The sequence below is a fragment of the Bacillus sp. PK3_68 genome, assembly GCF_003600835.1.
In the GTDB taxonomy this organism is placed as follows: Bacteria; Bacillota; Bacilli; order Bacillales; family Domibacillaceae; genus Pseudobacillus.
On sequence record NZ_NQYC01000001.1, the window covers coordinates 2,911,648 to 2,937,726 of the forward strand.

Annotated in this window: 24 protein-coding genes and 1 pseudogene; 19 read left to right on the forward strand and 6 right to left on the reverse strand. The window is 42.3% G+C overall.

What is annotated here, in order from left to right:
• Positions 1-13 precede the first annotated feature (13 nt).
• From CJ483_RS14830 to CJ483_RS14855, 6 genes and pseudogenes are all read left to right on the forward strand, one after another.
• Positions 14-1,480, forward strand: a complete 1,467-nt coding sequence (locus CJ483_RS14830; protein ID WP_120035944.1) for a response regulator transcription factor — start codon at positions 14-16, stop codon at positions 1,478-1,480.
• 225 nt (positions 1,481-1,705) lie between these two features.
• The gene (hutU, locus tag CJ483_RS14835; protein WP_120035945.1) at positions 1,706-3,379 is read left to right on the forward strand and encodes a urocanate hydratase; all 1,674 of its coding nucleotides are present in this window, start codon (positions 1,706-1,708) and stop codon (positions 3,377-3,379) included.
• A pseudogene (gene hutI, locus CJ483_RS14840) lies at positions 3,379-4,682 on the forward strand (imidazolonepropionase). Before hutU ends, hutI begins: the two are co-directional and overlap by 1 nt.
• Before the next feature lie 450 nt (positions 4,683-5,132).
• Complete coding sequence (locus tag CJ483_RS14845; protein WP_120035946.1) at positions 5,133-5,618, forward strand: DUF2798 domain-containing protein; 486 nt, start codon at positions 5,133-5,135, stop codon at positions 5,616-5,618.
• A 348-nt stretch (positions 5,619-5,966) separates the two neighbouring features.
• On the forward strand, positions 5,967-8,153 hold the full coding sequence (locus CJ483_RS14850; RefSeq protein WP_259455671.1) for an S-layer homology domain-containing protein: 2,187 nt from the start codon (positions 5,967-5,969) through the stop codon (positions 8,151-8,153).
• A gap of 473 nt (positions 8,154-8,626) precedes the next feature.
• Positions 8,627-9,859, forward strand: coding sequence for an MFS transporter (locus CJ483_RS14855; protein ID WP_120038061.1), 1,233 nt, complete (start codon positions 8,627-8,629; stop codon positions 9,857-9,859).
• Between the two features lie 66 nt (positions 9,860-9,925).
• Here the strand turns inward: CJ483_RS14855 and CJ483_RS14860 are convergent, their stop codons facing one another.
• Complete coding sequence (locus CJ483_RS14860) at positions 9,926-11,092, reverse strand: MFS transporter (RefSeq protein ID WP_120035947.1); 1,167 nt, start codon at positions 11,090-11,092, stop codon at positions 9,926-9,928.
• Positions 11,093-11,554: 462 nt separating this feature from the next.
• On the opposite strand from CJ483_RS14860, the gene CJ483_RS14865 reads away from it, so the two are divergent.
• Positions 11,555-12,211, forward strand: a complete 657-nt coding sequence (locus tag CJ483_RS14865) for a hypothetical protein (RefSeq protein WP_142927233.1) — start codon at positions 11,555-11,557, stop codon at positions 12,209-12,211.
• A 721-nt stretch (positions 12,212-12,932) separates the two neighbouring features.
• A complete protein-coding gene (locus tag CJ483_RS14875; protein WP_120035950.1) occupies positions 12,933-14,123 on the forward strand; it encodes a M20 family metallopeptidase in 1,191 nt (396 codons plus the stop codon).
• 51 nt (positions 14,124-14,174) lie between these two features.
• On the opposite strand, the gene CJ483_RS14880 is transcribed toward CJ483_RS14875, so the two are convergent.
• Positions 14,175-14,615: a YtoQ family protein gene (locus CJ483_RS14880; RefSeq protein WP_120035951.1), complete on the reverse strand. Its 441-nt coding sequence runs from the start codon at positions 14,613-14,615 to the stop codon at positions 14,175-14,177.
• 199 nt (positions 14,616-14,814) lie between these two features.
• Positions 14,815-14,967, reverse strand: coding sequence for a hypothetical protein (locus CJ483_RS24560; protein WP_182917064.1), 153 nt, complete (start codon positions 14,965-14,967; stop codon positions 14,815-14,817).
• Positions 14,968-15,279: 312 nt separating this feature from the next.
• Here CJ483_RS24560 and CJ483_RS14885 point away from each other — a divergent pair, with 312 nt between their 5' ends.
• The 5 genes from CJ483_RS14885 to CJ483_RS14905 all read left to right on the forward strand — a co-directional run bounded on the left by CJ483_RS14885 (position 15,280) and on the right by CJ483_RS14905 (position 19,193).
• Positions 15,280-15,630, forward strand: coding sequence for an ASCH domain-containing protein (locus tag CJ483_RS14885; protein ID WP_120035952.1), 351 nt, complete (start codon positions 15,280-15,282; stop codon positions 15,628-15,630).
• Between the two features lie 15 nt (positions 15,631-15,645).
• Complete coding sequence (locus CJ483_RS14890) at positions 15,646-16,080, forward strand: hypothetical protein (protein WP_182917165.1); 435 nt, start codon at positions 15,646-15,648, stop codon at positions 16,078-16,080.
• 216 nt (positions 16,081-16,296) lie between these two features.
• Positions 16,297-16,734, forward strand: a complete 438-nt coding sequence (gene hutP, locus CJ483_RS14895; protein ID WP_120035954.1) for a hut operon transcriptional regulator HutP — start codon at positions 16,297-16,299, stop codon at positions 16,732-16,734.
• A gap of 321 nt (positions 16,735-17,055) precedes the next feature.
• Positions 17,056-18,576, forward strand: a complete 1,521-nt coding sequence (hutH, locus tag CJ483_RS14900; RefSeq protein WP_120035955.1) for a histidine ammonia-lyase — start codon at positions 17,056-17,058, stop codon at positions 18,574-18,576.
• Positions 18,577-18,755: 179 nt separating this feature from the next.
• Positions 18,756-19,193, forward strand: a complete 438-nt coding sequence (locus tag CJ483_RS14905) for a hypothetical protein (RefSeq protein WP_120035956.1) — start codon at positions 18,756-18,758, stop codon at positions 19,191-19,193.
• Between the two features lie 101 nt (positions 19,194-19,294).
• Here CJ483_RS14905 and CJ483_RS14910 read toward each other — a convergent pair whose 3' ends face one another.
• Complete coding sequence (locus CJ483_RS14910) at positions 19,295-19,705, reverse strand: GyrI-like domain-containing protein (RefSeq protein WP_340851470.1); 411 nt, start codon at positions 19,703-19,705, stop codon at positions 19,295-19,297.
• Between the two features lie 208 nt (positions 19,706-19,913).
• On the reverse strand, positions 19,914-20,273 hold the full coding sequence (locus CJ483_RS14915) for a DoxX family protein (protein ID WP_120035957.1): 360 nt from the start codon (positions 20,271-20,273) through the stop codon (positions 19,914-19,916).
• Positions 20,274-20,509: 236 nt separating this feature from the next.
• Here CJ483_RS14915 and CJ483_RS14920 point away from each other — a divergent pair, with 236 nt between their 5' ends.
• From CJ483_RS14920 to CJ483_RS14930, 4 genes are all read left to right on the forward strand, one after another.
• Positions 20,510-20,842 (forward strand): MGMT family protein, encoded by a 333-nt coding sequence (locus CJ483_RS14920; protein ID WP_120035958.1) that lies wholly within the window; start codon positions 20,510-20,512, stop codon positions 20,840-20,842.
• Between the two features lie 271 nt (positions 20,843-21,113).
• Positions 21,114-22,031 (forward strand): UDP-N-acetylmuramate dehydrogenase, encoded by a 918-nt coding sequence (gene murB / locus CJ483_RS14925; protein ID WP_120035959.1) that lies wholly within the window; start codon positions 21,114-21,116, stop codon positions 22,029-22,031.
• Between the two features lie 492 nt (positions 22,032-22,523).
• Positions 22,524-22,682: a hypothetical protein gene (locus CJ483_RS24565; protein ID WP_182917065.1), complete on the forward strand. Its 159-nt coding sequence runs from the start codon at positions 22,524-22,526 to the stop codon at positions 22,680-22,682.
• Positions 22,666-22,989 carry a DUF2085 domain-containing protein gene (locus tag CJ483_RS14930; RefSeq protein ID WP_259455809.1) on the forward strand — a complete coding sequence of 108 codons (324 nt, stop codon included), beginning with the start codon at positions 22,666-22,668 and terminating at the stop codon, positions 22,987-22,989. Before CJ483_RS24565 ends, CJ483_RS14930 begins: the two co-directional genes overlap by 17 nt.
• Here CJ483_RS14930 and CJ483_RS14935 read toward each other — a convergent pair.
• Positions 22,983-24,131, reverse strand: a complete 1,149-nt coding sequence (locus CJ483_RS14935) for an MFS transporter (protein WP_120035961.1) — start codon at positions 24,129-24,131, stop codon at positions 22,983-22,985. The genes CJ483_RS14930 and CJ483_RS14935 overlap by 7 nt on opposite strands.
• Before the next feature lie 181 nt (positions 24,132-24,312).
• On the opposite strand from CJ483_RS14935, the gene CJ483_RS14940 reads away from it, so the two are divergent.
• On the forward strand, positions 24,313-24,678 hold the full coding sequence (locus CJ483_RS14940; RefSeq protein WP_120035962.1) for a hypothetical protein: 366 nt from the start codon (positions 24,313-24,315) through the stop codon (positions 24,676-24,678).
• Positions 24,679-24,875: 197 nt separating this feature from the next.
• A complete protein-coding gene (locus CJ483_RS14945) occupies positions 24,876-26,075 on the forward strand; it encodes a cytochrome P450 family protein (RefSeq protein ID WP_120035963.1) in 1,200 nt (399 codons plus the stop codon).
• Positions 26,076-26,079: the final 4 nt, after the last annotated feature.

A 26,079-nucleotide genomic window follows, 5' to 3' on the forward strand; every position in this document is an offset into this window, starting at 1 on the left:
GACGGGATAGGAGATGGACATTCATTTAGTAGCAAAGGACGAACTAGAAGAACAGGGCATCCGATGGATGATTGAATCTCACCTGACTGGAGTCCGGCTCATAGTATGGGACACAACCAAAGACTTTGAGGTTGCTATTGAGAGGCAACATGTGGCTCTTGCTATCTTGAACATGGACGGGTGGACAGAAGAGAACATGCAGCTCGGAGAAATCTTAAAACAAAAAGGAATTCGTTGGCTAGGTATTTCTTCTGAAAGGATTTTCCAAACAGCTTATCGGGCCTTGCGTTATCGCGCAGAAGACGTATTATTCCGCCCTTTTTCTCCACTAGAATTGATTAAACTCATCCAGCAGTTGCGTTATGAATTACGAAATGGATCATCCGTTTCCGACTTTAGTCTGCAAGATGAATATGCCGGCTTAGTCGACTATCCTGATCTCTTTCTTACAGAGCGCCCGACTGGGGAATCGGTAACCATGGCGGCCTTTTTAGCCCCTCAGCCAATGATGCTTCCACTAGTGTATGAGCAGCTTCAGCGGCATTCCTTTAGTGGAAAGTATCGGATTTTTGCTTTATCAGATTTCGTTTTATGTGTGCAGTCAACGAAAGAAGCTACTGTTTGTAAAGAGGAGTATCAAGCATTTCTCGCTGAATGGAAGGAACGGATGACTGAACCGTTGGCCATTGTTATTCAAACAGCTTCTTTCAAAGAAACATTTAAAAGCGCTTATCAAAAAATACGTCAGCTGACCCGTCAGGTTTTTTTTCAAGGGTATGATATTATTTTGGCAGAAAGCGGACAAACCAACCCTCCAGAAATGGATCCGTTTTTAACACCGTTAGAACAGCGACAGTGGATTGAAATGCTTGAAAAAGGAGAGACAAAGGCAATCCGCAGCTGGATGGAAGCAGCATTCTTGACATTCCAGCCGCCTTATCCTGATCCGGAAATTGTCCGAATTCGTCTAACCAGCATTTTAGCGCAAGTAAGAAGGCATATGAAGTCACACGAACTTCAAAGCCCTTATCTGGAAGCCAACTATCATAAGGTGTTTCAAGACATTATTCACCAGCCTGTCATTTACAAAATTATTGAAGAATTACTGGTTTTTATTGAAGATTTACTTTTCCAAAATCATGGGCAGTTAAAAGAAGGGGCGCATTCTCTCGTAGAGAAGACGAGAGAATTGATTGAAGCGAATTACTGGGATGCCAGCTGGAACTTGGCAGCATGTGCGGAAACATTGCGCATGAATAAAAGCACACTTAGCCGTCGTTTTGCTGCTGAGTCGGGGCAAACTTTTCGTGACGCCCTGCATCGAGTGCGTCTACGAGAGGCGAAGCGGCTCTTAAAAGAGACGGATTTATCATTGGAGGAAATAGCCCGGTTAGCGGGGTATACCCACCAGTCGTATTTTAATGCGAAGTTTAAATTATATGAATCCGTTACGCCATCCGTCTATCGTTCGGGCTATTAAAGGGTCTTCATTCTATTCATTAATAAAAATTGCTCTATTCCTAGCGATTCAGTTGGTGCTGAATCGTTTTTGTTTTGCAAAAATGAAAGATAAATAAAACAAAACATAAAAAAATTCATTAACATAAACTTTTTGTAAATAAAATATAAAATAAAAAATAATTCATAAAAAAGTATCAGAATTTTCACTATAGAATAAAGATAACAAATCAAGGAGGTTGAAGAAATGAATACGATTTCAAAGGAAAAAGTAATCCGTTACCGAGGCACGGAATTACACACAAAAGGGTGGCAACAAGAAGCCGCTTTACGCATGCTGATGAACAACCTAGACCCTGATGTAGCGGAGCATCCCGATAAGCTGGTCGTTTATGGAGGCATCGGGAAAGCTGCCCGTAACTGGGAAGCATTTGATGCGATTGTTGAAACGCTGAAAAAGCTTGAAGCCGATGAAACACTTCTCATCCAATCAGGAAAACCCGTTGTGGTGTTTAAAACACACAACGATGCTCCTCGTGTATTGATCGCCAATTCCAATATTGTGCCAGCTTATGCCAACTGGGACACGTTCCATGAGCTTGACCAAAAAGGGTTAATGATGTACGGCCAAATGACGGCGGGAAGCTGGATTTATATTGGCTCCCAGGGAATTGTACAAGGCACATATGAAACCTTCGCGGAGCTGGCGAAGCAGCATTTCAACGGTACGTTAAAGCATACAATCACGGTGACGGCAGGACTTGGTGGCATGGGTGGTGCTCAGCCTCTAGCTGTGACCATGAATGGCGGTGTTTGTATTGCTATCGATGTAGATGAAACGAGAATTGACCGCCGAATTGAAACAAGATATACAGACGTGAAAACGAACTCATTGGACGAAGCCATCCGTTTGGCGGAAGAAGCAAAAAGAGAAGGTAAAGCTTTATCAATCGGCCTGCTTGGCAATGCAGCAGAGATTCTGCCGAAGATGATTGCCCGCAGCTTTATTCCAGACGCCTTGACGGACCAAACATCAGCTCATGATCCATTAAACGGCTATGTTCCAGTGAATATGTCCTTAGAAGAAGCGGCTAAGCTTCGGGAATCGAATCCAGAAGAATACGTGAAGCTTTCGAAAGCATCGATGGCGACTCACGTGAAAGCGATGCTTGACATGATGGAACAAGGCGCGATCACTTTTGATTACGGCAACAACATCCGCCAGGTTGCTAAAGACGAGGGTGTGGAAAATGCGTTTGCCTTCCCGGGCTTTGTCCCTGCCTATATCCGTCCGCAGTTCTGTGAAGGAAAAGGGCCTTTCCGCTGGGCAGCGTTATCAGGAGATCCGGAGGACATTTATAAAACAGACGAGGCGATTTTACGTGAATTTGCGGACAATGAGCATTTGTGCAATTGGATTCGCATGGCACGGGAGAAAATCGAATTCCAGGGGCTTCCTTCCCGGATTTGCTGGCTCGGTTACGGAGAACGTGCCCGCTTCGGCAAAATCTTGAACGATATGGTGGCAAGCGGAGAATTAAAAGCACCGATCGTCATCGGCCGCGACCATCTAGATTCCGGATCGGTGGCGTCTCCTAACCGTGAGACAGAAGCGATGAAAGACGGATCAGATGCTGTCTCGGATTGGCCGCTATTAAATGCCATGGTTAACGCGGTTGGAGGGGCGACATGGGTTTCGCTTCACCATGGCGGCGGGGTTGGCATGGGGTACTCCCAGCATTCCGGCGTTGTTATTGTCGCGGACGGTACGAAAGAAGCAGAAGCGCGTCTTCAGCGGGTATTAACGACTGACCCGGGCATGGGGGTTGTACGTCATGCCGATGCCGGCTATGAGCTTGCAAAGAAAACAGCACGTGAGAAAGGCATTCACATGCCAATGCTTGAGAGAGGGGATCAGTGATGACAAAACCAATCTGGATCAAACATGCGGCACAGCTCGCGACTCTGGCTACAGACGTGAAAGGGCCCCGTTCCAAGGAGGATGCTTCCAATCTTGGGTTAATCGAAAACGGCAGCTTATGGATTGAAGATGGAATAATTCAAGCTGTGGGAACAACGGAGGAGTTGGAAGAGCGCTATAAAGATAAATTAGCTCAAGCGGACATCTTGGATGCCTCGAACCATTTGGTTACCCCAGGGCTTGTAGATCCCCATACACATGTTGTTTACGGGGAAGCCGTGAACGCGAGTTTGAAATGCGTCTGGAAGGCGCTACTTATATGGAAATTATGAATGCAGGCGGAGGAATTCATGCGACTGCCCGGATGACTCGGGAAGCAACGGAGGCCGAGTTAATGGAACAAACCATTTGCCGGCTGAACTCATTTTTAGAACATGGGGTAACTACAGTAGAAGGCAAAAGCGGGTATGGCATGAATATAAAAACAGAATTAAAGCAATTAAGAGTAATGAAGAAATTACAGGAGCAGCATGCGATTGATCTCGTGCCGACATTCATGGGTGCCCATGCTGTCCCGCCAGAATTCAAGGGGCGGGAAGATGAGTTTGTCGAGCATCTCATTAATGATATGCTTCCTGTTGTAGCGGCAGAAAAGCTGGCAGAGTTTAACGATGTATTTTGCGAAAAGGGTGTGTTTACCCCAGAACAATCTGAAAGAATATTGGAGGCGGGAAAAGAGTACGGACTCATTCCCAAAATACATGCAGATGAGATTGAGCCTTATGGTGGAGCTGAACTGGCAGCCAAAGTAGGGGCCATTTCTGCAGAGCACTTGTTGAAAGCCTCGGATGAAGGCATAGAAGCGATGGCGAAAGCTGGGACGATTGCTTGTCTTCTTCCGGCAACGGCCTTGTATTTACGTGAAGAAGCTGCGCAAGGAAGAAAAATGATTGATGCGGGCGTTCCTGTTGCTATATCTACAGACTGCAACCCAGGGTCCTCACCGACCACTTCCATGCCGCTCGTGATGAATTTAGCCTGTATTTCAATGAGAATGACGCCGGCAGAAGCCCTGACAGCTGCTACGTATAATGCCGCTTGCGCGATTAACCGAGAAAAACAAATTGGTTCATTGGAAGCTGGCAAGCAGGCGGACGTGGTCTTATGGAACGTAAAGAATTATCAGGAGCTGCAATATTTGTTCGGTGTGAATCATGTTCATTCTGTCTGGAAAAAAGGCGTGCGAGTAGTAAGTGGCAAACAGACAAAGGCTAATGTAAATGCACATGTGTTTTCCGAATAGAAGGAATGTTTCACGTGAAACATTGTTGACACGATAAGAACTAATCAAGAAGAACCTTTCAAAAAGCCTAGCTTTTATGAGAGGTTCTTTTTTGTTGAATAGATATGGAGAGAAAGAGAGTATTCATGCTGAGATAGTGGTTGGAGGGATGGCAAGAAAGCCCCTTGATGTGCAGAGGTAATAAAGTTGTTTAAACATCCTTCTTCCATATTTTTAAAATCATTGATCGGTTCTTTTGTACTCAACCGATCAATTATATAAAAACAACTGCAATTACTAACATAAATAATAGTTGATTCACAATCTTACTTCTTTCCAGTTTAGAACCTTTTTCATCATGTTCATTAATTAAATATTTTTATTCTCTATACAGCCGTCACAAAGTTGTCACTTACGAAGAATTTGTGAAATCTATATACTGACTCTATTAACAGAAAGGAGTGTTAACATATGCCAATTACTAGAAAAGAAAGCCTCTATTTTGGTTTAATCATGTGTTTTGGAATGGTGCTTTTTATGACTCTTTATAACCTTTACCTTAATGATGCATTTGGACAAATTTCTTTCTTGGGAGGAATAACGGATTTTCTTATAGGGTTTATTGTTGCATTAATTCTTGACCTGTACCTAGTAGGACCTCTAGCTAAAAAAGTAGCTTATAGATTAACAGCAAATACAACAAATGTGCTATATAAGGTTCTAACAATATCCACATGTATGGTTATTGGAATGGCTTTTTTCATGTCCATTTACGGTTTGGTGACAAGTTATTTCCATAATGGTTTTTCTTCCAACTCGGTTATTAAGGAATTTTTCTCCGTGTTTTTCAGGAATTTTGTAGTAGCATTACCTTTGCAAATCATTATTATAGGGCCAATAGTTCGCTATATATTTACTAAGTATATAAAAACTACTCAAAATAATTTAGTAGTCTAACTATGTTACGTTACAGGTAGCTCCTGAGATTATTCTTTTTATGTCTTGGGTTAAATCATCTGGAGCGTTAGCTCAATAAGAAGTAAACAACTTCATTATTCATTTTTTAAGTATTACATAAGCAGGTGGATATAATTTGCAACAACTTTAAAGAGCTTTACTGCGCATAGAATGTAGTAAGGCTCTTATCCTTTTTAATCAAAATTCAATAACTTTATTATCTATAGATACTTGAGGGAATAGCTACTATTTTGCCTTTTCTAGCCTTTGAAATCACCGACTGTAAAATTTTCTCTTATGATATAATCTTTCTGTACTAGTTAACTAGAGACATAAAGGGGAGTTATTATGCGAAGAGTTGTAGGTAGTCTGGCTGCTTTATTCATTATATTTACCTTCGTCATCCATGCCTCTGCCCAATCCCTCACCGATATAGACAGTCATTGGGCGAAGAAGGAGATTGAGACACTTAATAGCATGGGAATCGTTAGCGGTTATGAAGATGGAAAATTTCGTCCGTATACTCAGGTGACACGAGGACAATTTGTTGCTTATTTAGTCCGTGCATTAGATTTGCCAGCGGGTGAATCAGCATTTCCGGATGTGCCGGCCAGCAGCCGTCTTTATAAGGAAATAGCTGCTGGTAAGAAAGCAGGCTTGATTAGTGGAAATGCCAAGGGGTTAGCTCTTGCTGATGCACCGGTGACACGGTCAGATGTTGCTGCTATGCTGGATCGGGCGATGCAGCTGAAAGGCGATTATACAAAAAGACAGCCACTCACATTCACAGACGCCTCGAAAATCGGAAAATACGCATATGGCGCTGTTGAGCGAATGAGTTACTATGGCTTAATTAAAGGAACTGCCGATAATAGATTTGAACCACAAAAGGTAGCTACACGTGGAGAAGCTGTTGTATTCATATATAGAATGATGGACAAGCTCGATCTGCTAGGTGGTGAACAGAAACCGCAGCCTTCAGATAACCAGGAGGTCGTCATTCCTGTTAATGATCAGCAGTCTGTGAAGGTGAGGATGAATACGAAAGGTGTCCCGCTTATATACGACAAAAAGGTGATGGATGATCATGTTTTATCTACAGATAGCCACTACTATTATTATTTAGGGCAGGTATCTAAACCACTTGGCTCCCTTCAAGTCACATTGCGCAAGCTTGATAATGGCGATACATTTGTATTTACGAAATTTATTCACAATGGTTCCGATACGTATTCCGCTTCTGTTAGCCTGCCATTTGAGCAAGCCAATGAACATTCGATAGCAAAATACTCTTCATTCGGAACGGTTAATCAATCACATCACTCTGTATTTGGTGTTGATAAAACCTCCCATCCTGTTGGTATCCTATCGGTGAAAAACGGGACAACATTAAAAAATGAAATGATGATCGGTAAAAATTATATTTCTCTCCAACGACAGACGAACTACTCAAACGGACAAAGATCTGTTATTCGAGAGCTGCTTGATGAAAAAGAGAGCTATGAAGTAGTCGAGGATACAGCGAAGCAAACGATTACTGCCCAAATGAACATGGAAGTAAGAGGAAAAGCCATTTCTGAATCATGGCTGCTGCTCTCAGGCAAACCGCTGTTTGAAAATGCAAGTAACCGGGACGACTGGTTCAAACGTACAATCGCAGAGTATAGTTCTATTAATAACTGGCTCACAGCGGATGGAGCCTACACAAAATTGCCTTGGTCTATTGATCCAGCTCATCAAATGGGATATGGACGCAATGTAGGGCGTCTACAAGGAGGCGTTTACCTAACCGTTTATAATGAGAATAAGGAGCGTTACCTTCGTGATCTCGTTGTTAATTCACTGGCCGATCTTGATACTCTTTCCGGGGGAGCATTGACTGCTGGTGAAAACCCTATCTTTGAAACCGAGTATACAAGCTCAGGGCTCAAAGAGCAGTATGGTCTTACAGCTCCTTACATTGATACCCGCCATAATGAAAATGCCGCTTTATTTCTTAAGAACACAGCCGAATCTTTAAATATTTCACAGCTAAAAGGAGCGAATCTGCGTTATGCCGATTTTCTTGTCTCGCAAAAGGGGCTTGGAAATATTATTCCAGTGACGGCATCAAGTTATTTAATTGCTGATTATTATAAGGCTGATGGGCCGAAAGTGAGAACTCATGCCTCACTTAATCACACACTTGGTGAAATGAGATTTTTACTTGAAACGTATAAACAGACGAAAAATAATGCTTATTTAACAACAGCCCGGCAATTAAAAGCAGGGGTTGAGAACTTAAACTGGGCTCGTCCGAACGGCGACCTTTGGTATCAATATAACGGCAATGGCAAATTTGGTGGCAATGATTATGAAAACTTAACTCTGATGGATTTATTGTTGAGCCAAAATATCTTTGCGGAAGTAGATATTCCGCGCAGCAAAGCGTTTGATGCCATGATTAAACAAAAACAAAGTACCTTGTTGATAATGAAAAACCGATTATTCCAGCGGTCGTTCAGCTGCTTCGCGAGCAGGGCTTCGGTGCCATGATTAATGAAGCGTATCCTGCCACTACAAGAAAAGCAGATGTGAACGAACGACCGAAAGATACACTTGACTTGCTAGCTGAATAAAAGAAGCTGTCCTAGCCCATGCTTGTTGGCTGTGGATAGCTTCTTTTTTATAGAACTGATTTTTTGTTTTGATTATTCAGGAAAATCCTTGCCTTAATAAAGCGTATCGATTAAGATATTATTAACAAAAATGGAAGGGTGGACCTGAAACTATGATCTATTAATCCTATTCTTTAAGAAAAAATCGTTAATGAGTATACGAAATTTTTTCTGAATAGGATTAGTTTGTACATTTTTATACAACCAACAAGATCATTGTGTCTCTTCCATTAGGGATATCATGTCCTGTTTGACATTGTATTGTACTGATTTCCTCCTGTTCAGAAACTCTCTGAGGGGGTTTTTATTTTGGAAAAAAACATTTCAAACAAGGCAAGTGATCAAGCTGAAATAAAGCCATCGCCTAATTTATTTCGGAACCGTGTTTTTCAGGCGATTATTATTTCAGGTCTTTTTTTACAGATCGGTATATGGATACGGAATTTTGCTGTTCTACTGTTCGTTATGGAGCAGACAAATGGTGACCCGTTTGCAGTTTCAATGATTTCAGTAGCAGAGTTTGCGCCGATTTTTATTTTTTCATTTATTGGAGGCGCGTTTGCTGACCGTTGGAGTCCAAAGAAAACAATGGTATGGTGTGACATTTTAAGTGCTTTATCTGTATTTGCGGTGCTGGTAACGCTTGTTATGGGAACTTGGAAGGTGGTATTTTTTGCCACGTTGATATCAGCGATTCTTTCACAGTTCTCTCAGCCGTCGGGCATGAAGTTATTTAAAATGCACTTAGCCGGAGAGCAGATGCAGGCGGGGATGTCAGTCTACCAAACATTATTTGCCGTGTTTATGGTCTTAGGCCCTATTGTTGGCACGTTTGTCTTTGAATCTTTTGGCATCAACATTTCAATTGCTATTACAGGCGCTGCTTTTTTGCTTTCGGCTTTCGCACTCGGCTTTCTGCCTAAAGACCGGAGCATGGAGGAAGAAAATAGAGAAACAACTTTATGGCAGGAAATGAAAAGCGGCATTCAATATGTGTTGAAAAAGAAAGAGTTAAGTTTGTTGGGGTTATGCTTTATGGCAGCAGGGCTCGGCATGGGGTTTATTCAGCCGCTTTCGATCTTTCTCGTAACAGAGCAATTAGGCTTGCACAAAGAAAACCTTCAATGGCTATTTATGGTGAATGGCATCGGCATGATTATAGGTGGAGCAGGCGTGATGGTTTTTGCTAAAACAGTCGCTCCGCAAAAGCTTCTTATCTGCGGAATGCTTGCGAACGCCATTGGTTTGGCGGTAATGGGGTTATCTACGAACCTTTGGCTGACACTCATAGCTGAATTTTTTAACGGGCTAATGATGCCTTGTATCCAGATCGGCATTAACACGATGATTTTGCAAAGAACAGAAGGTGCTTTCATTGGCAGGGTCAATGGGATTTTAAGTCCATTGTTTACTGGTTCGATGGTATTAACGATGAGTGCAGCAGGCCTCCTAAAAGGTTTGTTCTCTCTCACCGCTATTTTTGAAGCGGCAGCTGTTTTGTTTATTATCGGTATGATCTGTGTTCTACCTTTATATAATATGAGAGGGGAAACAAAGCCGGATTCTGTGGACCCTCAGGGATAGAGTAAATATAGGGGAATTAAAAAGAGCAGCCCCTCACCCATCTTCATGGGTGAAGGGCTGCTCTTTTTAATTATGAAGCACTTTAGCCTGCGACGTATAGAAACGATAGACAGCAAAAGCGATGAAAGACAAGATAATTCCTGAAATATATGGCAGGCCAATCATGATCGAAAACAGCCAGCCGCCTAATGGAGGACCAATAATTCTTCCGAGTGAATCGAACGATGATAGCAATCCTGTGGCATTCCCGTAGCCGCTTGTTGATGTTTTGGTAAGCAAGGCAGAAACGCTTGGGCGGATCACTCCATTTCCTATTCCAAAAATCGTTAAGAAAATAGCCGCTGTCGCAAAGTTGTTGACCAATAAGATTAAGCCGAAGCCAATGGCTGAAACAAGAATGCCGATTTGAATAACTATGCCTTCACCAAATTTTTTCGTTAGCCTCCCGACTAATCCACCTTGGACAATGGCACTGGCAAATCCCATAATCATAAAAACATAGCCTAGATTTACACTTTCGAGCCCTGCTTTTTTAGCGCCGTAATAGGCAAATGTAGCTTCTAAGCCGGATAGGGACAACGAAATGAAGAATTGCAGGACCAATAAAATAGATACAGGTCCACGCACAGTTTGGCGGAACGGCTTTTTTTCTCGATGTCCTGCCTTTCTCTTTTCTGCTGGGAGTGATTCTTTCAGCAAAAGCAGGACGAGAAAGAAGGTTACCAGTGAGGAAATACCGGCAATATAAAATGGCATGTTCAGGCTTGTCTTTGAAAAAATACCGCCAATCGCTGGTCCAAAAATAAAACCAAGACCGGTGGCAGCCCCGATAATGCCCATACCCTTTCCGCGTTCTTCCAGCGTGGTAATATCAGCAGCATAAGCCATTACTGTCGGCATATTGGCGGCTGATAATATGCCGCCGATGATCCTCGCAACAAACAGCATCCAAAGGGAAGAAGACCACCCCATGAGGAAAAAAGAAAGGGACAATCCTAGAATTCCGATCATAATAACAGGTTTGCGGCCAATACGATCTGAAATTCGGCCCCACACCGGCGCAAAAAGAAGCTGCATCAATGAGTACACAGCCATAAGTAGACCTAATTGTGTAGGTGAAGCGCCGATATTTTCTGCGTAAAATGGCAGCACAGGAATAATGATTCCAAAGCCAACCATAACGAGAAACATAACGACAAATAAAATAGGCAATGCTTTTTTTGTTTCTGGCATGACCATTCCTCCAATTTTATTGGACAACTAAGCATCCTGCTCATCGTAATTTTATTAAAAATAATATGTATACAATAAATTAGTTTAACAACAAAACATAGAAAAGAAAACTAGGGACCTTTATTAGGGACCGGACATTGTCAGTGCATGTAAAGCAATAATTATGTATGTTTATAAAAAAGAAAACGTTCCTTTTCAAGAAGCAGCAAGAATTTAACTATGTGCTTTTACCGTTTTATCCAATAGTTGCGGGGAAAAGAGTACTATAGCGAGGAGGGGATTCCAATAAGAACAAGTATCATACTGTGCGGGTCACTCATCGTTACATTAGCCGGCTGCAATTCGATCAGTTCAACTGAAGAAAGGCCGGTTCCGGTTGCAGGACAAGAGGATCCGTCACCTTCAGAAAGCCATCCAGGTAATGATCAACCACCTGCAATAAGCAGCGGACAAAAAAGTGCTTTGGAAGATCAAAAGCTCTTAACTCCTGAAGAAGTCATTCAAGCAACAAAAAAGCAGTTACACACAACCGTACCCGTTCAACTGCCAAAGAGCATGGATATTTCAGTAGATCACCATTTAACAGCTAAAACAAGTTCAAGAAGCAATGAGTATACGATTCAATTTATTGAAATGAATGAGCCTGTGCCGATCAATAATGGTGCTTTGAAAAATGAAGAAGCGAACGTAGCTGTGTTGAGAGGAATGAAATATAATAGCATGAGCACAGCGGCTAAGCAGATTAATTATCAAGATCACTCAGACAGTGAAGGAGAAGCTGTTGATCTTGGCTTCGGAATAAAAGGATATAAAGATGCGGGGGCTGGTTCCCAGTTCATCGGCTGGAATGAGGGCCGGTGGTCCTTGGCTATGCGAGCGTTAACGGAACAAGGAGACGATCTTGAAGCAGAAGCAAAAAAAGTCGTTCAATATTTGGAAAAACATACACTGCCTGTTCCGCATGAAGCAGGGATGGTTATGCTGGACATCAGCAAAACGGGCGGAGAACACGTACAGCGTGTTGCCTGGCAGGAAAACAATGCCGTTTATGAAATTGAAACGCCGAAAGGCTACATGGAAGCTTTAAAGGTAGCAGTCTCTATTCAACAAAATCATTGACTACATTTATAGATAAAGTCCAATGGATGCCCATTAGGCCGACGAAGAAGCTGATGTCTTACTATAGACAATCAGCTTTTTTCTTTTCCTGCGCTATGTTACAAAGCTGGGCAGCGATGAAGGCGATTGGCGTTCTTTTTTACTTGCTTGGCAAAAATTGCAGGAACGAGGGCATGTCCAATTGATTGCAAAGTGTAGTGGGGAGGCTGATTGCCGAAAAGGAGGACAAGAAGAGCAGGCTGACGAAAGGATAGCAGAGTAAAGTAATTTTATTTCTGCCATTCTTTATTGGCAGTGCCTGCACGCCGGGTTAGACCAATGGACAAAAATGAATGATAGCAACTGGACTCTTCTTCCTGAACTGATGGATGCTTATAGCGGCTTTTATGAACATAAAATGATGGAGCGGGCCTATTCATTTGGCATTATAGTCGGTGGCTATGGTGTTTCCAAGCTGTTTAAGTGGGAAATTTTAACAGGAAATCCCAGTTGTATTCACATCTATATTTAGCTTTCCCGATGATTTTATTCTTCGTGCTGAAATTAGCCGGAGAGCAGGGAGAAGCGAGAGTAAAAGACCGGCGATTTTAGATGAAATATGAATCCCAATACCCATGCTTATCAGAGGCTTCACAACGGTTATTGTCGCATCCGTTATTATGGCAAGCATCCTGATTTTAACAGGATAAAACGATTTTATTTTTTAAAAGGAGTGGGGTAGGTGGAAAAATTATATCAATTATTAGACGAGGTATTTGATGAGATGATAGCTATCCGTCGTTATCTGCATGAGTATCCGGAATTATCATTTCAGGAAGTAGAAACACCGAAATACATCGCTGAATATCATAAAAAATTAGGGAACGAAGTACGAACAGGAGTGGGTGGACGCGGCGTCGTAGCAACTTTGCGCGGCAGCAAGCCTGGAAAAACGGTCGCATTGCGGGCGGATTTTGATGCATTGCCGATCCAGGAAGAAACCGATGTGCCTTATAAGTCAAAGGTAGACGGCGTTATGCATGCGTGCGGTCACGACAGCCATACAGCGACACTGCTTGGACTTGCAAAAGCATTAAGTGAAATGAAAGATGGAATAGCGGGGAATGTTGTATTTATCCACCAGCATGCTGAGGAAGTGCTTCCAGGGGGAGCGATTGCCATGATTGAAGACGGTTGCCTTGAGAGGGTAGATGTGATTTTTGGTCAGCACATCTGGTCGAATGCACCGGTAGGAACAGTGGAATACCGTCCAGGCCCAATCATGGCAGCGGCTGATTTCTTTAAAATAAAAATTCAAGGAAAAGGCGGACACGGCGCACAGCCACACCAGACGAAAGACAGTGTGGTAATAGGTTCTCAGCTTGTCGGTAACCTCCAGCAAATTGTTTCACGAAGAGTGGACCCGCTTGATACGGCTGTTCTCTCCATTGGCTCTTTTGTGGCGAAAAATGCACCTAATGTTATTGCTGATACGGCTGTGCTATCAGGCACGGTAAGAACGTTTAGAGAAAGTACACGTGAGTCTATTGCGCAGGAAATAGAGCGTATCATAGTGGGCACTTGTGTCGCCGGAGATGTGGAATATACGTATGCATACGAAAAGGGTTATCCGGCAGCAGATAACCCGAAGGAAGAAATCGAATTCGTCATGGACATTGCTAGAACTGTTCCCGGTGTGACAGCAGTTAATGAATGCGAGCCGCAAATGGGCGGGGAAGACTTTGCTTACTATCTCCAGCATGTAAAGGGAGCGTTCTTCTTTACTGGGGCTCAAAATCCGGAACTGGGAGCAAGCTACCCTCATCACCATCCAAAGTTCAATATCGATGAGCGGGGCATGCTGGTGGCAGCGAAAGTGCTGGGTGCAGCAACTTTAGCCTATTTGAAAAAAGAAATGAAATCAGTTATTTAAAGAGGAAAAATGATGCCTGTCCAGACATTTGCTGAGCAGGCATTTTATTTTTTAATCAAATATGTAAGCAAGTGCCTTCATTGCCTGATCTACACTTTCGACGGTCGCACTGGCTTTCCTCGACAATTCTTTTAATGGATGATGCAAAGATTCTGGACGGATTAAAATAAGGGGCTTTCCAAAAGTAATGGCGGCACTTGCATCCATCGCTGTATTCCACTGTTTATATTTTTCTCCAAATAGAGCGATGACAAGATCAGCTTTTTGCATCAGCACCTCTGTGCGCAAGTTGTTAAAGCTGGATGCCGCTGCGTCGCGAAAAATGGCGTTCGGCTGCTTGCCTAAAATTTCTTCACCAATAGAATCAGAACGGTCATGGTCTTCCATTGGGCCGACAAAGTCAATAGGGAGTTTGAGCGCTGCAGCTTTCTGTTTGATTTCCTCACGCCAAGCACTATGGATTTCCCCAGCGAGATAAATAGTTAATCTCATTATTCACCCTCCTAGTAAATATTTCCTTCAGTATATCATGCTTCGCTCTTTTAATTAACCAGCATATATGTGGTTACATCACTGAAAGAAGTTTACGGGCGTCTAGCCAAGGGAATCTTCGGCAACGTTTTTAAGGCCGTTTATGCGGTTGCCCCCATTGCTGGTTGCCTTTAAATAGTTTTCTTTTCACTGTATTCCATTAAGACTTTTTATGTTTTCGGTCGGCCAGGTTTATTAAGGAAAGTTCCTCTATTTTCTTTTCAACAGATTGCAACCGGTCTCTTATAGAAGTGATGCGGATGCTCATGGATGATAGGGAGTCCAATATTTCTTTCAAAGTTGCTCTCGGCATGCGATCTCCTTCTTCCTTTGTGTTTTTTATCGTAATTTTAAAAATCAACAGAAATCGGATTCTTTATGCAACCATACACTTTAACGGATAAGTTAGTAAAGAGGGAGTTACCCTCATGTTTTCATATGTTTAAGACAAGGAAGCACCTGGTTTTACCGTGCATTTGTAATGAATACTTCCTTATTGGTTAATTTACCCATTCGTGTATCGAAAACAAACATGCGGGGCATGGAGAGAGGTGGCTGTTTTTGCAGTTCTCTAGACATAAAGTATAATAAAGGGATATTCTATCAATAAAGGTGGTGTGTACCAATGACTAATCAAAATGAAAATACAAATTTACCCCCAAAAACGTGCACGATTGAGCGCTTGGTAACAGTTCCGGCGGATGTTGAGAAAGTGTTAAAAGGACAGAAAACAGCTACACGCCGTAATGGCAGATATGCGGATATTGGTGAAATTATGACGCTTGAAGGCAAGGAGTTTGTTATTGAGCGTGTGTATTCGCAGTCACTTGGAGAATTAACAGATGAGCAGGCAAGGCAAGAAGGATATGAAAGCCTCGAAGAATACAAGGAATCGATTTTATCTATGCATCCCGGCATGCCTTGGGTGCCAAGCATGAAGGTATGGGTTCATGAATTTCAGCCTGTGCAGAAATAATTTTAAGAAATGAATATCGTTTATCAGCTTCTTCTGTATACACACATTCTTAGTGCCGTCGCATCCATCGGTCCATTTTTTGTTCTGCTCGTCTTAATTAAGAAAATGCAGACAGCTGGGATGGATGCGCAACAGGCCTACATATACGTATTTACTTCTTCTGTCAGGCTGGTTAAACACGCTGGACACGTATTGGTGGCCTCTGGAGCCTTGCTGATCATAAATGGGCCGTGGCCATGGAGTACGTCATGGGTTGTTATGACAATTATTATCATGTTCAGCTCTATATTCTTTCTCGCCCGTGCTTTTTCTCCGACATTGAGAAAATTTGATGAGCCGGGGGCCGATAAGCAGATGCTTGTAAATAAGCTGCATCGGTCTGTATGGATTTATATCTTTTTATTAATGCTCATGCTCTGGTTTATGACAATGAAGCCGAATCTATGGTAGATTACTTGAAATGATGAAGAGACCAAGCGAAGATAGACGCTCAAAGCAGCTATCTTCGCTTGTTTTTTTGTTTTAGCCATGCTTTATCGTGATAATATGATAACATGGTAGTATGCTAAAATTTTCCAATTAATGATTGACGGATATTTTCAACTAAGATTATAATAGGAAGTGAGTAATGAATATTTTTTATTTTCAGATTTGGGTGGTGGTTGAATGTCACAAACGATACAGATCGGTAAAATTGCCACCTTGCTCGCGATGCTCGATGAGACAGAGTGCCGCATGTTTGATTCGGCATTTGATCAAGTATCTTTCTGCCAGGGAAAAGTAGGATCTATGAACACGCAGAAAGTGATTTCGGCTGTTGAGACAGCAGTAAAAAGAAATCAGTTAATTGAGGAAGATGTGTACAGGGAAACCCACGCTTTATATCACGCTATTCTCGAAGCATTGGAAGGGGTAACAAGAGGCAGGCTGGCCATTGGTGAAATGTTGAGAACGGTCGGACTTCGCTTTGCTGTTGTACGGGGAAGGCCGTATAAACAAGCGAACGAAGGAGAGTGGATTGCCGTCGCTTTTTACGGCACGATTGGCGCACCTGTAAAAGGGTTAGAGCATGAGGCGATCGGTCTTGGAATTAATCACATTTAATTAGGTGGTTGCACATACAAGTTCTTTGCTGCTCCTCACTAGGCTGTACGCCTTAAAAGGTAAGCATTCTTACTCCGTTCAACAAGATCTGAGGCCAGCGATTGTACATCCACACATTAATAGCACAAGCAGCAATGAAGGCAGCTGATGCGGGCAATTAGTTGCATCAACCTTCTGTGCGGGCTGTGTCAGTAAAAAGTTTAATTGAATACAATGAATCATGACCTATAGTAACTAGTCGTTAGGAGGTGATGATGGCTCATTCTTTATATGCCATCGTCGCCTCTTTTTATGTTTTAAAATTAAAAGGAGGAAAAGAAAATGGTGGAATTAACAGGAGGCTCTTTAACAATTGAACAGCTAAGAAGAATTTGTTTTGATCAAGAGAAAGTAGCCATTTCGGCTGAAAGTATGGAACGAGTACTAAAGAGCCGGTTGGCAGTCGATCGGATTGTATCGGAGAAAAAAACAATCTATGGGATTACGACAGGATTTGGTAAATTCAGTGACGTCATCATTAATGAAGAAGACGTACAGGACTTGCAGCTGAACTTAATCCGTTCCCACGCCTGCGGGGTCGGCCATCCTTTTCCGGAAGTTGTTTCCCGGGCAATGATGGTACTTCGCTTGAATGCCTTGTTAAAAGGATTTTCTGGGGTGCGTCCGGTACTAGTAGAAACATTGGGAGAGCTTATTAATCAATCGATTCATCCGTACATCCCTCAACAGGGGTCTTTAGGAGCATCCGGTGATCTGGCACCGCTCTCTCATCTTGCTCTTGTGCTAATTGGCGAGGGGAAAGTGCACGGGGAAAATGGTGAACCTGTTGATTGTGCGTCCGTTTTAAAGCAAAAAGGTATTGAACCGATTGTTTTACAAGCGAAAGAAGGGCTGGCACTTATTAATGGTACGCAAGCTATGACAGCGATGGGCGTTATTAATTATCTGGAAGCCGAGCAGCTCGCTTATGATAGCGAATGGATTGCCGCTATGACGATGGAGGGATTGGAAGGGATTATTGATGCTTTCCATCCAGCTATTCACGAAGCAAGGGGTTACCCGCAACAGCTTGCTGTAGCTCAGCGTATGAGTGAATGGGTAAAAGGCAGCCAGCTAATTACACGCCAGGGTGAAAAGCGCGTTCAAGATGCTTACTCTATCCGCTGTATTCCTCAAGTACATGGAGCTTCATGGCAGGCGCTTGATTATGTGAAAGAAAAGCTGGAAATTGAAATGAATGCAGCCACCGACAACCCGCTTATTTTTGAAGAAGGAGATCTCGTAATCTCGGGTGGCAATTTTCATGGACAGCCCATTGCACTAGCAATGGATTTTATGAAAATCGCTGTTGCGGAACTGGCCAATATTTCTGAACGCCGAATTGAGCGGCTCGTTAATCCACAGTTAAATGATTTGCCGCCATTCTTAAGTCCGGAACCTGGCCTCCAGTCTGGTGCTATGATTATGCAATATGTAGCCGCCTCTCTTGTCTCGGAGAACAAAACACTGGCTCACCCGGCGAGCGTGGACTCGATTCCCTCCTCTGCAAATCAGGAAGACCATGTTAGCATGGGAACAACCGCTGCCCGTCATGCGAGCATGATTATTCAAAATGTCCGCCGTGTGCTCGCTATTGAATGCATTTGTGCTATGCAAGCGGTAGAATATAAAGGCATAGAAAAAGTAGCACCAAAACTTCGTAACAAGTGGGAGCAACTGCGCAGCATAGTTCCAAGTATAGAAAAAGATCGAGTATTTTCAGAAGATATGGAAAGAATGAATCAAGCTTTACACCCCATTACAAGTGACCGGCTTAAAAGAAGCGTATCGGATCTTGCTTAAGTGACAAAGGTTGCCAGTTCTCTAGGAGGCTGGCAATTTTTGTTTTATGTTCCCTACTTTTTAGGAAGGGGAATATGATATGATGAAGGCAGAATCTTTGTTAAATAAAGACAACCATTATGAATGAGGACAGCCCTTTTGGATCTTCCGCTATCTATTGAATGAAGGAGAAGATAAAGTTGAACCAGTTCATAACACTTTTAATTTACTTGATTGGAATGCCTATGGCCGGATGGACGATCTATCGTTCGCTGGAGCGTTTCATTGGCCACTTGGACGCCAGAGCAAATATAAAGACAAAGCTGAATGAACTGAACCAACTAGGGGAGTGTAGCCACTGTGGACGGTTAAGTCGTACATACCAAAGGGAGTTGGTTCGCTACGAGCTGCTTTTTCAAGAGGATAGGCTAGCGAATACGGATCAGGCTTGCCCTCATTGTAAAAAAGAAGCGTTTTTTCTGCAGGTCGAGCAATCTCTTCCATTTCATGATAAGCATATAGACTGCCTGCCTCTTGAGAAAAGTGAATATGCTGAATATGAAAAGCAAATAGAGCAACATGAGGAGCTTGTATATTTATCCAAGACGAATGAGCTTTTTAAAAATAAACTGACGTAAGTGTGTGGCGACTACATCTATAGGTAAACAGAAAGAGCTTCGTATTGTCTGAAGCTCTATTTGGTTTGTAGATCAATCTAGAAACAGAATTAGCTATTGGATTAGGGATGTGCTTGTTTTATTGCAATATGTATTTCAATCTCTCCGCTGGGATAGTATTTCTCGTAATCAAACGTATAAGCTCGGTGCAGGGCGCCTGATTCTTCTAAATCCCATATCTTGCTCCAGGTCTTAAATAGTCCTTGTTCATCGGCTGCATCCACTTTGAATACTTGATAAAGCTCATTCGCAGGAATCTTTAATACGGTTTCTGCGTTGCTTTCCATACCGACACCTAATGAATAATCTCCTTTGTAGTTATTTTCATAATCATAATAAACCCCATAAGTACAATTTTGATTGTCTACCAGACTTCGGGAAGCCTCTTCCCACAGCGTTTTAATTTTCTCCATTACTTGATCATCGTTAAAATTATTGGTTCTAATGCTGTTAACTAAATACAATTGCATCATTAATCAGCCCTTTCGAATAAATTAGCTTATTTGATTAGTAGGTAGGAAGGGAAACACAATTTTTATTTATCAGCCCTTATCAATAGAGAACAAATGTTCCTTTGTTAAAATATAGAACATTTGTTTTTGTTTGTCAAATAGTAAAAAGACCAATCGTGCTTCAAAGTAGAAAAACTCTGTTCACTTGCAAGGAGTGAACAGAGTTTTTTTATTGGTCGAGTTTTCTAGCTCCTCTTATAAGCAACCATTGAAGCGGCAGACGGCCCCATAACAACGGCTTGGGCAATTGTTTTCCGTTTAACGGTAAATTTTTAACGGCCATATAAATATTAGCGGGAAATACAGCAACGAAAAAAGTTGGCAGCAGTCTTGAAACAGCGGTCACCGCTTTGTTTAAAAGCAATAGTCCGCCGAACAACATTTCAATTACACCGCTAATCCAAACAATCTCCTTTTTAAAAGGGATTTGACGGGGGATGATCGATTGAAACCCTGCCGTTCGTGTAAAATGAAGAATACCCGCAGCAAAAAGTCCAATCCCATATAGGAATCGCAATAACTGTCTCATTCCAGCAACGCCTCCTTTCCTTTTTCTCTTACTGTACCCGATTATAGATGAAATGAACAAAATAGCTCTATAACCAGTCGAGGATTACAAATAAAAGTTCACAAGCAGATTTCTTGGGAAATAAAACTGATAAAATAATAACGAATCATCAGCATTCATTTTGAGACCGTGCCTCTTTGCTGTACAATTTTTTACAGGCGAACCGTTGAGCAAGACATTAAAGTGGGGGTGATTGAATGAATAGTGACGGGCCATTACGACCCTTTACTATCGAGGTGATCCGCATATTAAAAGAGATTCCTTCTGGATATGTTGTTACATATGGACAAGTTGCCCGCATGGCTGGCAGTCCGCGTGCAGCCCGGCAGGTGGTTCGGATTTTACATTCCATGAGCAAGAAGTACAAACTGCCTTGGCATCGCGTAGTTAATGCTAAAGGGGAGATAGTTGTACCAGATGATAATTCCCGGAAATTGCAGCGGTTATTGCTGGAAGACGAAGGTGTTCCGTTTACGAAAGATGGGCGGGTGGATTTGAAGCAATTTGAAAGTTCTCATAAAGGAAGATAATGAAACAAAGAAAACATCTGATAAAGAAGGCATGAAAGAATCAATTAATCAATATATAGTATAAGCGGAATCTAATCATTGCTTCAGTTGTTGGAAAAGTTAAAAAGGCAGTAAAAGAGATGTTCATCCATAATTAGAAAGGAGTTGATCGAAGTAGGAAGGCGGTCTCCCTTTCCAAAATAGTTTTTTTGATTAGAATGGAGGAGAGGAAGGATAGTATCTTCCTGGTGGATTTTTTAATAATACGATAAACGTAATGAGGTATGAACATATGCTGAATGAAGACATTTATAAAGAATTGGTCACCATTTGTGGTGAAAGAAACGTACTGCGTGATGAGCCGTTGAAGGATCATACATTAGTAAAGATCGGCGGCAAAGCAGATTTTTTAGTGATGCCTGAAACATATGAAGCGGTGGCTGAGGTCATTCGTTTAAAGGAAAAGCATCAACTGCCGTTTACTTTGCTTGGAAACGGATCGAATGTAATTGTCCGGGATGGTGGAGTTCGGGGAATTGTATTGCAATTTAAGCATTTGGCAGCCCTTCGCGTAGAAGGAAATCAGCTAATTGCTCAAGGGGGAGCAAATATTAAGGATGCTTCCCGTTTAGCGTATGAGCATAGTTTAGCTGGACTGGAATTTGCCTGCGGAATTCCAGGTTCCATCGGCGGAGCGATGGTGATGAATGCTGGCGCTTATGGCGGTGAGGTGAAGGACGTCATTGATCATGTCAAAATAGTGACCCAGCAAGGCCAGCTTCGCACGTTGAAGAAAGATGAATTAGCACTCGGTTACCGTACAAGTATTATCAGCCAAAATAAAGATATCGTGCTTGAAGCTGTTTTTACGCTTGAAGCTGGTGACCAGGCGGAAATTAAAGAAAAAATGGATGATTTTACATTCCAAAGGGAATCAAAACAGCCACTGGAGTACCCATCTGTCGGCAGCGTATTCAAACGGCCGCCAGGCTACTTTGCCGGGAAATTAATTCAGGATAGCGGTCTGCAAGGAAAAGGAGTCGGTGGAGCGGAAGTTTCAACCAAGCATGCTGGGTTTATCATTAACAAAAACAATGCAACAGCAGCTGATTATATTGCAACCATTGAAATGGTCCGCCAGAAAGTAAAGGAAACGTTCGGAGTAGAACTTGAACTAGAAGCAAAAATCGTCGGTGAGGAAATAAAATAGTTTTATGAAATAGTCCCACGATAGGGCTGTTTCAAGCTGTTGGCAAACGCTCGATTTCTTCGTTGCTGGCTTGTCTGTGATGCTCATGACTCCATGATCACTTCGCTTCTCGCCAGGAAAGACAAACGTTTTTAATCCGCCTGCAAACATATAAAACAGACTTTATCTGCACTAAAAAAACAGTCCCGTCCCAGGACTGTTTTTTAGTTAAGTGTATCTTAATTCCTCTAAAACTAATTGCAGTTTTTCCAAGGAAGAGATAAAGTCAAATTGGAGTTGTTCAGATAGATAAATAGATCAAGGGACAGCGGGGAGAGAACATGATTTTTCTAAGCTTTTTAATAACAATTATTTGTCTGGTTGGCAGCATTACTGGACTCGTATCCAATCCAACTGATAGTGAAAGAATGATCTTGATTGGCTGGCTTATAATCGGCATTGCGTTATTTGTATTTACGGTGCTCTGGTACAGAAGAAAAAAGGGGAAGAGGGATGACTTATCATATTGCTGTGATTGTCCGCCGAATGTATTTAGCTTCAAAGGATTTGATTGTGACAAGGATGGAGACTGCGATTGCAGTCCGGATTGCTCACCATGAAAAGTTTTTTTATGGATCTTCTTACATTAAGTTTTATGCCTTGCCATCGTAAGCCGGAGCGGTCGCTAATTGTAAAAGGAAGGCAATTCCCTGTCTGTTTCCGGTGCATGTTTTTGCTAATCGGCTTACTTTTGTCAGGGCCTCTAGCCATTTATGGGCCGTTATGGCCACTCCTGCCCTCTCTCGTCGCAGCTGTTGCCGCCTGCCTCCCGTTGCTCGTCGACGGCTTCACACAAAAGTGGAAATTGCGTTCAAGCAACAACTTTTTACGAAGCCTAACGGGATTGGCAGCTGGAGCAGGTCTCGCTCAATTTGCTGTAGCGGCAGCGAATGCTGGTGTCCGCTTTATTCTTTACTGACTTTCTTTCATGACGGGCGGTTCTTTCAACAAGCTGCCAACAGCGGCAACCACTAATAAAATACCAGTAAAAAGAAAGCCTTGGGCTATTGTAAAAGCTAGCCAGCCGATTACTCCTGAGCCAGCAACGACACCGAATGAAAAGAAGGCGTAAAAGTATCCATAGGCTTTTCCGCGGTGATCAGGAGTGACGGCTCCAATGAGCAGTGAATTAAGAGAAGGAAATAGAAAGGCGAAGCCAATACCGTATAGTACCATACATAAATAAAGCAATTGAATGGCTTCAATTTGACTTGCCAAGGCGAGGCTTATTCCCATCATTGCCATTCCAAATGCTAGCGTGAATGAGGGTTGGATACGGTCAAATACTGTATTAACAGGTAAAAGAAAGATCATAACAGCTGTGATCCCGAAGACACTTAAAAGCATTCCGCTCGTCTGGGCATCGTAGCCGAGAAGAATGACTTTCAACGGCAGCATATAGGCGAGCACTCCCTGAGAAAACATAAGTAGGAATGCCCCGATAAATGCTTTCACTACTTCTGCATTTTTAAAGAAATCCCTCACGTTCATTTGTTCATTTTGCTTACTCTCTTCACTAGCTCTCCTGTTGGTACGCAACAGGAAGAATGCAAGTACACCTAACAGGAGCAAAGCCAAGGCGGTAACGGTTAAAACAGTCGTTTCACTCGTCCGGCTGGCAACGATGCCGCTGAATGCTGGTCCGACAATGGCTGCTAAACCAACAAATGCTCCAGAAATAGCTGCCCCTTTTCCTTTTTTTCCTTCTTTTGCTGCGTTCGCTAAATAAGTGAACGCAGCAGGAACGATCAAGCCAGCGAGCATCCCATGTATAAAGCGAATAGCGAGCAGTGACCAGGCATCGACAGCAAAATGATAGAGTAATAAAGCCGCTCCTGTAAATAACAGGCCAGCCAGTAATACTCGAAAGGCCCCTTTTTTATCGGTAAGGAAGCCGGAGAGGATATTTCCGATTGTATTAGAGAAAGAATACATGCCAACAGCAAGCCCTGTTAAAAACGGTGTGGCACCGAGGCTTTCTGCAAAGGGGCTCATAATCGGCAGTTGTGTAAACAAGTCAAAAAACGAAAAGAAGATAATAATATAGACAAACACACGCATATTTTTAGCCGCTCCTATCCCGATGTTCTTCCTATTATTCTTCTTTTTGAAGAAAGTTTTGTCAAGGCAGCCTGTATTTTTTAGAAATTTCCATGCTTAATGGTTGAGTCTCGATCATAAATGATTCAAAATAAACAAGAGGATTTTCATCTCTTGGAGCATAAAAAGAGGAGTTTTTAACATGAATAAAGTTTTGTTTTGGTTGACGTGGGGGCTGGCTTTTCTCATTATTAATCTGTCTGTTGTTCCCATTGCGGCATTTATATTATATGGTGCAGGGGAAAATGAAGGAATATTTTCCGCTCCTTTTATAAGAATAGTCGGTCTTTTTCTGCTTGTTAATCTAATTACATTGCAAATGTTTATTGCTGGCCGCAAAGACAATAAAAGAGGCTTTCTTATCGGAGTGAATATGGCTGTCCTTCAGGTAGCAGGACTTGTCCTGTTTATTTCTACTATTTCAACTGTAGCTGTTATTTTTGTGATGGTTATTCTTCTTGTTGCGGCTGTCCTGCTTGTAAAAGAGATACGCCGGCCCGCATACTAAGCACCTGAACTGTAGTAATGGATTCTAGAATGATAGTTTTTTCCAATTCCAATGAGAATAACTGTGTTTAAAAAACTTTGTCTATGAGGGCAAAGTTTTTTTAGTTCTTAAATTTTGAGCCCTTCTTCATCCTATGATATGGTTTAGTAAATCAGTAATTTTTTGTAAAAACTACTATTGCGGAGGTTTTATCACAAATGAATAACTCTCAAGGCAATGACAACTTAGTCCCATTTACAAAAGAATTTACCAAGAACCCATACCCTGCTTATGCAAGATTAAGAGAAGAAGATCCTGTCTACCGCATCGCTTTGCCTGATGGGCAGCACGGATGGATGATTACAACATATGAAGCAGCAGTTGAGGCTTTAAAAGATAAACGATTTATTAAGGATTTTGCAAAACTATTCGGCGGCAATATGGATCATGGCAGTGTGTTTACTGAAAATATGTTATTTTCTGATCCGCCTGACCACAAACGGTTGCGCGGTTTAGTTCAAAAAGCCTTTACGCCGAAAATGATTGCAGGCATGAGGGAACGAATTCAAGAAATTACAGATGAGCTCTTAGATCAGGTGTCCGACCAGGGAACAATGAATTTAATTGATGACTTTGCTTTTCCGCTGCCGATTATCGTTATTTGCGAAATGCTTGGCGTCCCTTCAGCAGACCGCGATAAGTTTCGTGTTTGGTCTAACTCGTTAATTGAAGGGTCAAATGGAGAACACGCAGAGAACATGTATCAGCATATGACAGAGTTTGTTACCTACCTTGGTGAGTGGTTTGCCAAGACTCGAGAGCATCCGGGCGATGATTTGATTAGCCAACTCATTCACGCGGAGAATGAAGGCGATCAACTGACGGAAAAAGAGCTATATGGAGTTGTCTCGTTGCTCATTATTGCTGGCCATGAAACGACTGTCAATTTAATTGGAAATGGGGTTCTTGCCCTGTTGGAGCATCCCGACCAGCTAAAAAAGCTAAAAAACAATCCCGATTTAATTCAAACGGCGATCGAGGAATTGCTTCGCTTTAATGGACCAGTTGAATTTAGTACTTCCCGCTGGGCAGGGGAGGATTTTGAGTTCAAAGGAAAATTAATGAGAAAAGGTGAAGTGGTGATTATCGCCCTCAATTCTGCTAATCATGATCCTGCTCAATTTAAGGACCCGGAAATTCTTGATATTACAAGAGAAAAGAGTCCGCATCTGGCATTTGGAAAAGGCATTCATCTTTGCCTTGGTGCACCGCTTGCTCGTCTAGAAGGTGAGATTGCCATTAACAGCCTGCTTCAGCGCTTTCCTGAGATGAAGCTCAGCGTTCACCCAGATAAACTGGAGTGGAGGCCGGGGATGATTGTTCGGGGGGTCAAAGAAATTCCAGTTTCCTTATACTAATGTG